Source organism: Niastella vici (genome assembly GCF_002077945.1).
In the GTDB taxonomy this organism is placed as follows: Bacteria; Bacteroidota; Bacteroidia; order Chitinophagales; family Chitinophagaceae; genus Niastella; species Niastella vici.
Genome location: NZ_LVYD01000051.1, coordinates 113,696 through 125,946, shown reverse-complemented (window position 1 = coordinate 125,946; position 12,251 = coordinate 113,696). Strand labels below are relative to the sequence as shown.

At 44.9% G+C, this 12,251-nt stretch carries 14 protein-coding genes; 8 read left to right on the top strand and 6 right to left on the bottom strand.

All coding sequences use genetic code 11. The features are described 5' to 3' along the window. Window positions 1–7 precede the first annotated feature (7 nt). Entirely contained in the window at window positions 8–1,087 is a 1,080-nt protein-coding gene (locus tag A3860_RS20890; RefSeq protein ID WP_081149357.1) for a DUF3810 domain-containing protein, read from the bottom strand. Between the two features lie 84 nt (window positions 1,088–1,171). Here A3860_RS20890 and A3860_RS20885 point away from each other — a divergent pair, with 84 nt between their 5' ends. The 4 genes from A3860_RS20885 to rnhA are packed head-to-tail and all read left to right on the top strand — an operon-like array spanning window position 1,172 to window position 4,654. Further along, window positions 1,172–1,807: a hypothetical protein gene (locus tag A3860_RS20885; RefSeq protein WP_081149355.1), complete on the top strand. Its 636-nt coding sequence runs from the start codon at window positions 1,172–1,174 to the stop codon at window positions 1,805–1,807. After that, window positions 1,800–2,465, top strand: coding sequence for an O-methyltransferase (locus A3860_RS20880; RefSeq protein WP_081149352.1), 666 nt, complete (start codon window positions 1,800–1,802; stop codon window positions 2,463–2,465). Before A3860_RS20885 ends, A3860_RS20880 begins: the two co-directional genes overlap by 8 nt. Window positions 2,466–2,512: 47 nt before the next feature. Then, window positions 2,513–4,141, top strand: coding sequence for an acyl-CoA carboxylase subunit beta (locus tag A3860_RS20875; RefSeq protein ID WP_081149350.1), 1,629 nt, complete (start codon window positions 2,513–2,515; stop codon window positions 4,139–4,141). Between the two features lie 36 nt (window positions 4,142–4,177). Continuing rightward, on the top strand, window positions 4,178–4,654 hold the full coding sequence (rnhA, locus tag A3860_RS20870; protein WP_081149347.1) for a ribonuclease HI: 477 nt from the start codon (window positions 4,178–4,180) through the stop codon (window positions 4,652–4,654). A gap of 496 nt (window positions 4,655–5,150) precedes the next feature. Here the strand turns inward: rnhA and manA are convergent, their stop codons facing one another. Continuing rightward, on the bottom strand, window positions 5,151–6,371 hold the full coding sequence (gene manA / locus A3860_RS20865; RefSeq protein ID WP_081149345.1) for a mannose-6-phosphate isomerase, class I: 1,221 nt from the start codon (window positions 6,369–6,371) through the stop codon (window positions 5,151–5,153). Window positions 6,372–6,406: 35 nt separating this feature from the next. Between manA and A3860_RS20860 the strand changes: the two genes are divergently transcribed. Next, window positions 6,407–6,766, top strand: coding sequence for a YraN family protein (locus A3860_RS20860; RefSeq protein ID WP_081149342.1), 360 nt, complete (start codon window positions 6,407–6,409; stop codon window positions 6,764–6,766). Here the strand turns inward: A3860_RS20860 and A3860_RS20855 are convergent, their stop codons facing one another. After that, the gene (locus A3860_RS20855; protein ID WP_081149339.1) at window positions 6,767–7,273 is read right to left on the bottom strand and encodes a YkgJ family cysteine cluster protein; all 507 of its coding nucleotides are present in this window, start codon (window positions 7,271–7,273) and stop codon (window positions 6,767–6,769) included. 125 nt (window positions 7,274–7,398) lie between these two features. Here A3860_RS20855 and xerD point away from each other — a divergent pair, with 125 nt between their 5' ends. Together xerD and A3860_RS20845 are read left to right on the top strand one after the other, a co-directional pair. Continuing rightward, window positions 7,399–8,301 carry a site-specific tyrosine recombinase XerD gene (gene xerD, locus A3860_RS20850; RefSeq protein ID WP_081149336.1) on the top strand — a complete coding sequence of 301 codons (903 nt, stop codon included), beginning with the start codon at window positions 7,399–7,401 and terminating at the stop codon, window positions 8,299–8,301. A 267-nt stretch (window positions 8,302–8,568) separates the two neighbouring features. Then, complete coding sequence (locus A3860_RS20845; protein ID WP_081149334.1) at window positions 8,569–8,991, top strand: DUF6934 family protein; 423 nt, start codon at window positions 8,569–8,571, stop codon at window positions 8,989–8,991. A gap of 284 nt (window positions 8,992–9,275) precedes the next feature. Here the strand turns inward: A3860_RS20845 and A3860_RS20840 are convergent, their stop codons facing one another. From A3860_RS20840 to A3860_RS20830, 3 genes are read right to left on the bottom strand one after another with little or no spacing between them, the layout of a single operon-like run. After that, window positions 9,276–9,617, bottom strand: coding sequence for a carboxypeptidase-like regulatory domain-containing protein (locus A3860_RS20840; protein ID WP_081149331.1), 342 nt, complete (start codon window positions 9,615–9,617; stop codon window positions 9,276–9,278). Continuing rightward, complete coding sequence (locus A3860_RS20835) at window positions 9,607–10,338, bottom strand: carboxypeptidase-like regulatory domain-containing protein (protein WP_081149329.1); 732 nt, start codon at window positions 10,336–10,338, stop codon at window positions 9,607–9,609. The genes A3860_RS20840 and A3860_RS20835 overlap by 11 nt, the downstream gene beginning before the upstream one ends. 57 nt (window positions 10,339–10,395) lie before the next feature. Then, the gene (locus A3860_RS20830) at window positions 10,396–11,451 is read right to left on the bottom strand and encodes a carboxypeptidase-like regulatory domain-containing protein (RefSeq protein WP_081149326.1); all 1,056 of its coding nucleotides are present in this window, start codon (window positions 11,449–11,451) and stop codon (window positions 10,396–10,398) included. Between the two features lie 182 nt (window positions 11,452–11,633). Between A3860_RS20830 and A3860_RS20825 the strand changes: the two genes are divergently transcribed. Next, a complete protein-coding gene (locus A3860_RS20825; RefSeq protein WP_173820236.1) occupies window positions 11,634–12,230 on the top strand; it encodes an RNA polymerase sigma factor in 597 nt (198 codons plus the stop codon). The last annotated feature ends 21 nt before the right edge of the window (window positions 12,231–12,251 follow it).

Sequence of the window (12,251 nt, the reverse complement as noted above, 5' to 3'; positions counted from 1 at the left end):
ATTGGTTTTATATCGCTTCTGCTCCAAACTTTTTGTAGTAGGCTACTAACCACGCCACCACTTCATTGTAGCTTAATTTACCACCCGGCTGCTCATTCGCCTTGAGGTATTGCCCGTACAAATGATCAATGATCACTTCAATGGGGTTCCGGTACTTTTTTATAAATTGTCTTAGTTCCTTATAATCGGTTTTGAAGCCGGGCGGCAATTGCGCATCGAGCTGTTTGGCGGTTACTGAATCCTGTGCATATAAATAATACCGCGAATAACTGTACAGGTCAAAATACACGGAATACCGGAACAGCGCATCTGTTGAAGATTTGGCCGACAAATACCCTGCAAAATTCGCCTCATTCTCTTTGGCATAGCCCAATTGGTGACCAATTTCATGACAGGTTGTAAAAGGCTGCACAAACAAAGGCACAGTGGTATTCACCTGCGCTTCACCGCTAAATGGATTGTAATAACCGGTATACCCCAGGTAATTTCCCAGGTAACTATACAATGAAGGCTTTACCGACCTGAATGAATACGCAAAATGGGCATCATGTTGTTTCAGCTGACCGTAGGCCGATGTGGCGCCATCAAATAAATTCCGTTTTCGGTTCAGGGCTTCGCGGTTAACGTGGGAAGCGGAGTCAAGCACATTCAGGCGAATCACGACCTGCTGCATCACCTGCACCAGGTCGTTTTTTGAATAACGCTGAACCTTCAAACCTAACTGGTAGGCCACGCCGCGCCGGTTATAATTCAACCCCCATAATAAATTAAAAGATACATATACGATCAGCACAGCAAACCCAACTTGCAGCAGGGCCTGCAACCAGTATTTTTTAGTCGTTTGCTTTTTTACAATACGCCGCGTAGTATGATACAGCTTGTATAACAACCAAACTATAACTAGTGCGTAAAAGATATCACCCACACTGAAAGGTAGCCAGCCAAGCAAAATGCGCTGGAGTTTTGAAATAACAGGATAGAACCCCGAAGCATAATACCGCTCCACCGCATCGGGGAATAAAGAAAAAATCTTAATACCAATAGCCAGACCTAATAAAATAAACCAGGCAGTTTTTTTCCTCCACATATATTGTTAATGTACTGATCCCGGCAAACGCCGGGGATGATCAAATTAGCATATTTTGCTTAAATTCACCCTAACAATAATACTATGAAAAGTTTATTAATTGTTGTGGGTTTGTTCGTAACCTGGTCTGTACGCGCGCAAAGCTACCCCTTTGCAAAGGATTTTGTTCCGGGTACCATTACCATGAAAGATGCCACGCAGAAAAAAGGGCTGATCAAATGGTTCCCGTCTCCCAATGAAAAACTCTGGTTCAAACCAAACAGGGAACAGGAAGAAAAATATGCGGTCAATGATCTGCAGGGGTTCAACACCGACAGCCTGCAGTTTAAAACATTGAGCAACCTCGATGTATATGGCGAAGATTTTCCATTACTTAACAGAATGTCGAAGCTGAAGCAAACCTTTGCCCAGGTAATTTATACCGGCAAAATAAATGTTTACTATGTGTTGTATTTTGGCTACAATGCCCTTGAGGGCAAATATGAAACCTACCCCAACATCATCTTTGAAAAAACAAAGGAAGAAAAACAGGAATATGCGGCTTTTCCGGTAATGATAAAAATGCAGGATAAGAAATATGAGAAGGCCAAACAAAACCTGTATCCTTTCTTTAAAGATTATCCGGCCATTCAGCAAAAACTAAAACAGTATTACCTCGACAGTAATATTTTCAGCCTGGTAGAATTTATTAAAACAAATAGCGGAGATAAAAATGAATAACGAATTGTTTGAATCTGTAGATCATTATATCAGCAAGCTGGTTGGCCAGGAAGATGAAGCGCTGACAGCCGCCACCCGTTCACTCAAAGAAACAGGAATGCCGGCCATCAGTGTATCGCCTAACCAGGGTAAATTTTTACAAATACTGGCCTTGTTGTGCAACGCCAAAAACATCCTCGAACTGGGAACACTGGCGGGGTACAGCACCATCTGGATGGCCAGGGCTTTGCCTTCCGATGGAAAACTGATCACGTTGGAAGCAGATCCCAAACACGCTGCTGTTGCGCAAAAGAATATTGAGCGCGCGGGGTTGGCAACGCAGGTACAAATTAAAACAGGAAAAGCACTTGATATTTTACCCCAGTTGCATGCCGAAGGCGCCGGTCCTTTCGATATGATCTTCATTGATGCCGATAAACCGCCTTATGCCGAATATTTTGAATGGGCACTTCGGTTATCGCGCCCCGGTACCCTCATTGTGGCCGACAATGTGATCCGCGATGGCAGGGTGCTCGATAAAAATTCCACAGATGCCGCTGTAAAGGGCGCGCAACGTTTTAATAAAGTGCTGGCAGCCAGTACGGCTGTAACTGCCACCATTCTTCAAATGGTGGGCGTGAAAGAATATGATGGAATGGCCCTCGCTGTAGTAAAATAATTAGCTAATTTGCTAATTATAACAAAAACAATTACTACAAAAACTACATGAATTTAGAATTTAACCGCAACGAGGATGTCATGAAAAGGGCCCTCAGCGAAATGAACCAACGCTTTGCACAGGTGGCCCTGGGCGGTGGTAAAAAAGCGATTGCCAAACAGAAAGAAAAGAACAAATTAACGGCCCGTGAACGCATCAACTATCTGCTCGATCCTGATACCCCATTCGTAGAGATCGGCGCCTTTGCCGGTTGGGACATGTATGAAGAACAGGGCGGCTGCCCGGCCGCCGGTACCGTTGCCGGTGTAGGGTATGTGAGTGGAAGGCAATGTGTTATACTGGCCAATGACCAAACTGTAAAAGCCGGGGCCTGGTTCCCCCTAACCGGTAAAAAGAACCTGCGCCTGCAGGAGATCGCCATGGAAAACCATTTACCGGTGATCTACCTGGTTGATAGTGCGGGCGTGTTCCTCCCCATGCAGGATGAGATCTTCCCCGACAAAGAACATTTTGGCAGAATCTTCAGGAACAATGCGCGCATGAGCGCCATGGGCATAACGCAAATTGCGGCCGTTATGGGCGCCTGTGTGGCCGGCGGTGCATACCTGCCTATCATGAGCGACGAAACCCTGATGGTGGAAGGCAACGGTTCCATTTTTCTGGCCGGCCCCTACCTCGTTAAAGCCGCCATTGGGGAGAATATTGATACAGAAGCGCTGGGCGGTGCAGTTACGCATAACGCCATCAGCGGTATCGCCGATTATAAATTCAAGACCGAACAGGAATGCCTCGACCAGGTAAAAAAGATCATCTCTAAACTGGGCGATACTCCCAAAGCCGGGTTCCACCGCAGCAAACCCAAACCACCTAAAAAGGACCCGCAAAATATCTACGGCATTTTGCCGGCCGACCCTACCCGCCCCTACGACATGTTGCAGATCATTGAACAGATCACCGACGACTCGGTATTTGAACAATTCAAACAGGATTATGGCAAAACCATTCTTTGTGGTTATGCCCGTATCGATGGCTGGGCAGTAGGCATTGTAGCTAATCAGCGCACCATGGTAAAAAGCGCGAAGGGTGAAATGCAAATGGGCGGCGTTATCTATAACGACAGTGCCGACAAAGCGGCCCGCTTTATTATGAATTGTAACCAGAAAAAAATACCACTGGTGTTCCTGCAGGATGTTACCGGTTTTATGGTGGGTTCGCGCAGCGAACATGCAGGCATTATAAAAGACGGCGCTAAAATGGTGAACGCGGTTGCCAATTCGGTAGTACCCAAGATCACTGTCATTGTAGGAAATTCTTATGGCGCCGGTAATTACGCCATGTGCGGTAAAGCCTACGACCCACGGTTTATTTATGCCTGGCCCAGCGCAAAGATTGCCGTAATGGGTGGCGAACAGGCTGCTAAAACATTGCTGCAAATACAGGTAAGCGCCATGAAGGCCAAAGGCAGTGAGGTGCCACCCGAAGAAGAACAAAAACTGTTGAACGATATAAAAGGCCGGTACGAAAAGCAAACAACGCCTTATTACGCAGCTGCCCGCCTGTGGGTAGATGCTATTATTGATCCGGCGCAAACGCGGCAGATCATTTCAGAAAGCCTGGCCGCCGCCAATCACAATCCCGATATTCCACCTTTTAATACGGGTGTCATTCAGGTATAGTATCTTGCCGGCTCATTAAAATAAGCTGTATTCATTTTGACAACTTCTTCGAATAAAGAACTGGTTATTTATACTGATGGCGCATCCCGCGGCAACCCCGGACCGGGTGGGTATGGCGCTATCTTACAATGGGGCGCTTCACGCAAAGAACTTTCGGCCGGTTATCGCCGTACTACCAATAACCGCATGGAGCTTATGGCGGTGATCGCCGCTCTGGAAGCCCTCAACCGCGAGGGATTAAAGATCACGATTTACTCCGACAGCCAGTATGTGGTAAAAGCGGTTATGGAAGGCTGGTTGAAAAACTGGATTGCCACCGATTTTAAAGGGGGTAAGAAGAATAAAGACCTGTGGACCCGTTTTTACAAATTGATGCAGAAACACCAGCTAAAGTTTGTATGGGTAAAAGGCCATGCCGATAACCCGTTCAATAACCGGTGCGACCAACTGGCCACTGCCGCTGCCGATGGGGGTAACCTGCTCGATGACACCGGCTTCGGTGGCGATGTTTAATAACATTTCCAGCTACATATTGAACTTTTTCAGGCCTGGGTAAATCAGTTTTACCCGGGCCTGAATATTTAGTAAAGGAGGTGCGACCTGCTGACATCTTCGCTACAGTTTCCTTTCGTATTTCTTTATTCAAACACAGACTAAACCCAGACCAAACCCAGATAAAACGCAGACCAAACCCAGGTAAAAGCTGCATTTCCTATATGTTTAATGTGCATTTATAACGCATTCAATCTGCTTTATTTTAAACCAAGACCCAAACCTAATAGCATAAAAAAGGTATATCTCCTGCCAGGAAATATACCCCTCAATGGCCGTTGGTTTTGGCTTTAGACCACTGTAATTGGCAGTCTGGGCAAACAAAGAGGCCATCCCGGAAACCGGAATGGCCAATGGAATTTATTTTTAGGCTGAATTACAGGGTAGCCGTAAAATGAAATGTGAATTTTTGAAATTCAGGATCTTCTTACCTCTTATTCCCTACTTCTTACTTCACTTACTGCGGAACTGTAGCCCTGAACAACACCGCATCCTGACTTATCTGCAGCTCAAAAGAAGCGCCGGCCGTGGCCAGCATGGTTTCGCCCTTACCCAGGGAAATTTCAGTACTGCCTGCTTTCGCTTTCACTGCCCCTTCATACACAAAAAAGATCTCGGCCGTGGAAGCGGTCAGCGATACGGTGGAACCGGATTTCAGCACCAGCCTGCGTAATTCAAAATCAGCCGCCGGCGTGGGAAAAGCTGTTTCACCGGTAACTGCACCACTAGTGCCTGTGAGGATGTTGGGGATCACTGCTTCAAACTTCGTATGATGCATCAATTCCGGTACATCAATATATTTATTGGTGAGCCCGCCACGCAACACGTTATCAGAATTGGCCATTAGTTCCATATTCTGTCCTTCGAGATAAGCGTGCGGAATACCGGCATCCTGAAAAATGGCTTCTCCGGGTTTCAGGTTCAACAGGTTGAACAGGTATATAGAAAAAATACCGCGGTCGAGCCGGTTCGGTTCACAAAATGTTTTAGCAGCCCGCGCTGCCCAGAAATCTTCCTGGCTGCGGTCAAGAAATCCTTTTTCATACAGGGGAACGATGCGGTCGAGCAAGGGGCGTAAACGCTCATCAACCTCCTGCTGGTCCATGGTCATTACCCTTTCGTACAGGGCATGATAATTCTCATTGTCAAATACCGGCACCAGGAATTGCAGCTCGGGTGTTTGCATCAGGATGGTCACCAGCGCCTGGGGCGATTTAAACCCGTGCAGCAACCAGAAATCGCTCAATGCCAGCATTAACTCCGGCTTGTGGTTATCATCCTTATAATTGCGGTTCGGTGCATTTAATGGCGTGCCCTTCATATTCTCGGCAGCAAATGCCGATTCAGCTGCTTTCTTTGTAGGATGCACCTGAATACTCAACATATCTTTTACATCGAGCACCTTGAACAGGTAAGGAAGGCGGCCAAAACGTTGATGAACAGCGGGCCCCAGCAAAGCAGCCGCATCCTGCTTTATAAAAGCATTAAGCGGTTGCAGGCTACCGTCAGGCAGCTCTACTTCAGACGGTACATTATCATGTGCCCCCATCCAGTATTCGGCAAAGGGCTTTTTTTCGGGGTTCGACAAATGCAACAGCGCAGGAATAAAATCCATTCCGCCCCAGGTATAATGCTGAACCTTGCCCTGGAGTTTAAATATTTTGGTATTGTTCGACATATATCTTCAGTAATTTGCAATGATACAAAAATGCCATGAGCTATCAGCATCATGATACTGGTAAAAAAGGTGAGGATATGGCTGTTGCCTATCTGCAAAAGCAACTGTTTACCATCTTACAGCGCAACTGGCGCTATGCCCGGTATGAGATCGATATCATTGCGTCACGGGATAATGTGCTGCACATTATAGAAGTAAAGACCAGGAGCAGCCTGTTATTCGGCCATCCGGAGGAAAGCGTATCAAAAAAGAAAATTAAGAACCTGCTACAGGCCGCCCGGGCCTATATGTACCAAAACCAGCAATGGCGCGAGGTGCAATTCAATATTTTATCGATCACCATGCTGCCCGGTCAGCCGGTAGAATACTTTTTTATAGAGGATGTTTATTTATAATTACTGAGGCTTTTCATTGGTTTTCTCCATCATCCGCTCTATCAGTCTGAAGGTAGCCGGACAATATTCAATATTCTGTTTAAACACGTGCATATAATCGATCATGCGGCGGCGGGTATGGTGCGGGAAGCCCGAGCAGTCTTTTGGCCGTACTTCATAAATAGAGCACTTGTTATCTTTCAGGTTCAGGAACTGGCATGGCTGGCGGGTATTCACCCAATCGCCCGCCCGGTCCTTCTTCAGCCACTTCTTTTTAAAGGCCTCCTCAGTCATGTCAAGATGGGCCGAAATGCGCTTGATATCGGTATTGGTGAAGGTAGGCGTCATGGTCTTGCAGCAATTGGCGCAGGCCAGACAATCGGTTTCTGCCCAAACCTGCTTATCAGTTTCCACTGCCAGATTATCGAGCCCGCGGGGCGGATTCTTCTCCAGCTTTGTTAAAAACCTTCTGAAAGCTGACCGGTTAAGGAGCATTTTCTTTTTCATCTTTGCAAGACTAAGCAGCATGTCGACAGTTGATTTTAAGAGTGGCCAATGATATGGATGCGTTATTTTTGAGCAACGAATATAGCAAATTTTGTTACGGATAGCTTCGTTATTGATGTAACCCAATTTTGCTTTAACAGTACACTATGTGGGAACCGTATAAAAAAGGCTTTAAGGCTTTCTTACAACTGGAGAAATCGCTTTCCGACAATTCGGTGGAAGCTTATTTGCGCGATATTGAAAAGCTTACCCAGTTCCTGCAGGAAAAGAACAATGTACAAAGTCCGGCCAATGTTACCCTGCCCGATCTGCAACTGTTCATCCGTTGGGTAAGTGAGCTGGGCATGACGCCAACCTCGCAGGCCCGCATCATTTCAGGCATCCGCGCATTCTATAAGTATTGTCTTATTGAAAATATCGTTACCAAAGACCCCACTGCCCTGCTGGAAGCGCCCAAACTAAAACGCGCGCTACCCGATGTGCTCACTTTTGAGGAAATAGAAGCTATTATTGGCGAAATAGACCTGAGCAAACCCGAAGGCGGCCGCAACAAAGCCATTCTTGAAACCATGTACAGCTGCGGATTGCGGGTAAGCGAGGTCGTAAACCTGAAGCTGAGTGCCCTGTACCTCGATGTAGGTTTTATTCGCGTAACCGGTAAAGGAGATAAGGAACGGCTGGTACCGATAGGTGATTCAGCGGTAAAATATATTACCATTTATAAGAGGGACATCCGGGTGCATGTGCCGGTAAAGAAAGGACATGAAGACATGCTGTTCCTGAACCGGCGCGGTGCAAAGCTCACCCGGGTAATGATCTTTTTGCTGTTGAAAGAACTGGTAAAGAAAGCGGGCATCACGAAGAATATTTCACCACACACTTTCCGGCATTCATTTGCCACACATTTGGTAGAAGGCGGCGCCGATCTTCGGGCAGTGCAGGAAATGCTGGGGCACGAAAGCATCACTACCACCGAAATATATACGCATTTAGACAGGGAGTTCCTGCGCGATACGTTGCAACAGTTCCATCCGGCGTTTAAGGGGTGAAGCAGAGAGAAAGTTTGCTAAGGATCGGCTATATAGCGCCGATTGTACACATACTTTAAATCAGTTTTATTAAAAAAAATATCGCTGATTGTTGGCCGTAATTATAGTATTCCTTAATTTAATAGTAAAGTAATACATGTATCGGGCGTATGAAGTATGAGAGGTATACAGAGCTGTTTGTGACAAGTGATTATCTTGAATATGAGTTTACCAGCATTGGGCCAAAAGGACCTATTAGAAAACTAATTTAATTCACAGAAAGACCAGATGGATCGTTTGTTAACCTGGCATTTGGAAATAAAAAAGACTGGGAGTATAGACGATTTAGCAAGAGATAATAACAATGATAGAAATAAGATCCTAGCCACCGTTGTAACTGTACTTAAATTTTTCTTTGAGAAATATCCAGATAAATGTGTCTTTTTTAAAGGAAGCAGCCCGGAAAGAACAAGACTTTATCGAATGGCAATCACCCTGAATTTAGAAGAATTAAGTGTTGATTTTGATATAGTTGGAACACTTACGGATAAGAATACATCAAATAATGTGCCTTTTGAAAAAGGTATTACTTATTTTGGCTTTTTGGTTCGAACAAAAAAACGTAGATTTAAACAACAATACAGAATATTATTGTATGAAACAGAACAAGATCACGAAGGAACAGATGGAGGAGAGGGAACGCATGATTAAATACGCCGCTTCATTAGGAATTAATTTAACTGTAAGCGACAAGCCTTCTGAAAAAATTTACTTCCCCGAGAAAGTAGAGGAAGCCAATAGGATATTGTCGAATATGGACAATATGATAATTATTCCTTTTAAATAATTCGATATAAAATCATTAAGAGCCATCCGCAACACCGGATGGCTTTTTTATTTAATAAAAATACCGGCCTTTCGGCCGGTATAGAACCATGAAATAGAAATAATCACTACCTCATTTTTAATCCTGAATGAACCCGTGTATAGAACTATTACTTATTTGTATTCTCCTCTTCGACCACAACTGCGCCCATGTGAATTGATTCTTCCGTCATCATTATTACCAGATTCTGCCAGTTGGTTGTGTTATTTATCAGCACCGGTTTTGTTACATACCAGGGAGCTTTGACCTCAAGAACAATGGAATCACCTTTTTCAATCGTTAAACTGAACTTACCCGTTGAATCGCTCAACACGGTTTTTCCATAATCAGCCAGATGAATACTGGCGCCTTTTACCGGAGCACCTGTTTTGCTATCCAGAATAGTTCCTTTGATTTCCTGTTGCTGTAAAATAGCAGTAGGTTTTTCATCAATCGCTATTTTACCCAGCACATCTTCCCGTTCTGTACACGATTACTTTATGCACTACCAAAACTTCTCCTGTAAATACTACATCTTCTTCAAAAAGTATAACGTTCACATTTTTCCAGTTCGTTTTATTATCAAACACCAAGGTCTGCGATTGATAACCAACGTAGCTTATTTCCAATGTAACCGTATCCTGCTGTTCAACCTGTATTCTAAAGTTTCCCAGGGCATCAGCCACCACGCCTTTTCCTGTACCTTTTATCATGACAGTAGCACCGGACATTGGTTGTTTGGATTTGCTTCCTATTATAGTACCACTGATCTCCCTCGGCAGCGACAATTCAACCGGTTCCACAATGGCTATCGTACCCATTGTAGGTAAAGCATTAGGCAGTACCGGTTTGTTGGTAGTCACCGGTTTCTTTTTCATCACCGGCTCGCCCTGTGCATATGACTCTGTAACCAGAAATGTGGCCAGTAATACATTCCAGATATATGCCCAGGAGAACCGCCGTTTGTTTTCTGCAACACTTAACTCCCGTTTCAATTGATCGTTCGCGAACCGCCCACAAACCTGCGTACTGGCGCTGGAAATATAATTGAGGATCTCTTTATCGCTCATTACGCTAAAATCAACTACTATTTTTTGGCAGGAACCGCAAAAGCGACCCTGTTCCTGCGGCGTCATGTTTTGCCAGTTCTCATGACAGGGTTCGGGTATATGTAGCTGTACGGCTTTCGACATAAACGCTATTTAATATTTGATGCAGACCAGGTTAAAATTCCATAATCGGCGTAACCATTATTGCAATATAAACTTGCTCTGGTAAACTGTTTTTGAATTGGAGGAAATAATGCGTACCCAGTAAATACCGGCGCTCCATGCTGATTGCGTGTAAATATTAACCTGCTGTTCTTTCGTTGCCATTACAACAGGCTGCACCAGCATGATCTGTCCGGCAGTGTTCATTACCTCCAGCTTGTAGTTGCCGGCTTGTTTTAACGCCAGGCTCACCTGTATGTAATTCCCGCGAACAACAGGATTAGGATACAGTTTAACGTCCTTTTTTAGGGCAGTGGGTACCCAATCGTTGATATTTCTTTTTATTATTTCTGATCTTGTAAATGTATAATTACATATTGTATACCCTCTTTTGGTAGTGTTCTCATTGGCAATAACACTAACTTCCCCCAAATTGGCAAAGGCCGGCTTCAAAAACACCTGAACATGCTGCCAGCCGGTGAGCCCATCTATTACGCGGGTTTGTGTTTCGTAACCAATGGCGCTGAACTCCAGCACCAGGGAATCTTTCTTTTCAACAGGTAACTTAAAATTACCCAGCGTATCGGCCATGACACCCCTGGAAGTATTTTTTATTCTGATACTGGCCCCTGCTACCGGTTGATTACTTTTCGAATCAATCACCTTACCTTTTACTGTAACCGGTATTACAGTCTCAACAGGATCCAAACGTATAGATTCCACATCGCCCATTACCTGGGGCATTCTTTCAATGGTTCTAACCAGCTTTTTGGGCCTGGCCTTTGGCCTAACCTGTGCATTGGCTTCCGTGAGCAGGAAGGTGGCCAGCAATACATTCCACACATAGGCCCATGAAAAGCGTTTTCGCTTTTCAGTTATTGGCAGTTCCCTATTCAGCTGGTCTTCGGCAAACCGGCCACACACCTTATGACCGGCTTTCAAAAAATAGTTCAACACCTCCTGATCGCTCATCATGCTGAAATCCACAACAGTTTTCTGGCAGGAACCGCAAAAACGTCCCTGTTCCCGGGGTGTCATCTGCTGCCAGTTCTCGTGACAGGGTTCGGGTATAATCAGTCGTAAAGATCTTGGCATAAACAGGCATTTGCCTAATTAGATGGGCGCACCGGAGAAATTACATAACGGGGAAATAAAAAATATTTAACCCGGTACCGGGCATTCAGTTGGGGGAAAAGTCATTGCAACCCCTGCGCATAATTTCCGTCTTATTAATTACATACACTACTTGTTATATCTTTTGTTAATTTTAGCCGTCGGTGGCATTCATAAAGAACATACCAACCAATGCGTTGCCCGATAAAGAATTGGTCAACCTGTTTCGCACTTCCGGTAATATGGAGGCGCTGGCCGTGCTTTTTCAACGGTATATGGACCTGTTGTACGGGGTATGCCTGAAGTACCTGAAACAGCCTGAGGCGGCCAAGGATGCGGTGATGCAGATCTTTGAGGAACTGGTGGCCAAATTGCCCAAACACGAGGTGGATAATTTTAAAAGCTGGCTGTATACCCTTGCTAAAAATTACTGCCTCATGCAGTTACGCACCCCAAAAAACCTGAAAACAACGGAATTTAAGGTAGAAAGTATGCAATTAGAGGAAGAAGCGCATCTGAATGGCATACAGCTGAAGGAGGAGAACCTGCAAAAGCTGGAGCGTTGTTTGCAAACTTTATCAACAGAGCAAAAAAAAGCGGTAGAGCTGTTCTATCTGCAAAATAAATGTTATAAAGAAATTGCAGATGTTACCGGCATCGAGTGGAATAAAGTGCGCAGCTTTATCCAGAACGGCCGGCGAAATTTAAAGATCTGTATGGAAAAGGGGATGGAAACCGAAAAATCAGAGGTTAGGAATTAGAAATATAAAAGTAAAGAAGCC

Coding starts and splice junctions, on each gene's coding strand:
- A3860_RS20855 (WP_081149339.1), bottom strand. CDS start 7,273: ATGCTGCTTAGTCTTGCAAAGATGAAAAAGAAAATGCTCCTTAACCGG.
- A3860_RS20880 (WP_081149352.1), top strand. CDS start 1,800: ATGAATAACGAATTGTTTGAATCTGTAGATCATTATATCAGCAAGCTG.
- A3860_RS20845 (WP_081149334.1), top strand. CDS start 8,569: ATGGATCGTTTGTTAACCTGGCATTTGGAAATAAAAAAGACTGGGAGT.
- A3860_RS20875 (WP_081149350.1), top strand. CDS start 2,513: ATGAATTTAGAATTTAACCGCAACGAGGATGTCATGAAAAGGGCCCTC.
- A3860_RS20830 (WP_081149326.1), bottom strand. CDS start 11,451: ATGCCAAGATCTTTACGACTGATTATACCCGAACCCTGTCACGAGAAC.
- manA (WP_081149345.1), bottom strand. CDS start 6,371: ATGTCGAACAATACCAAAATATTTAAACTCCAGGGCAAGGTTCAGCAT.
- A3860_RS20890 (WP_081149357.1), bottom strand. CDS start 1,087: ATGTGGAGGAAAAAAACTGCCTGGTTTATTTTATTAGGTCTGGCTATT.
- A3860_RS20860 (WP_081149342.1), top strand. CDS start 6,407: ATGAGCTATCAGCATCATGATACTGGTAAAAAAGGTGAGGATATGGCT.
- A3860_RS20885 (WP_081149355.1), top strand. CDS start 1,172: ATGAAAAGTTTATTAATTGTTGTGGGTTTGTTCGTAACCTGGTCTGTA.
- A3860_RS20835 (WP_081149329.1), bottom strand. CDS start 10,338: ATGTCGAAAGCCGTACAGCTACATATACCCGAACCCTGTCATGAGAAC.
- xerD (WP_081149336.1), top strand. CDS start 7,399: ATGTGGGAACCGTATAAAAAAGGCTTTAAGGCTTTCTTACAACTGGAG.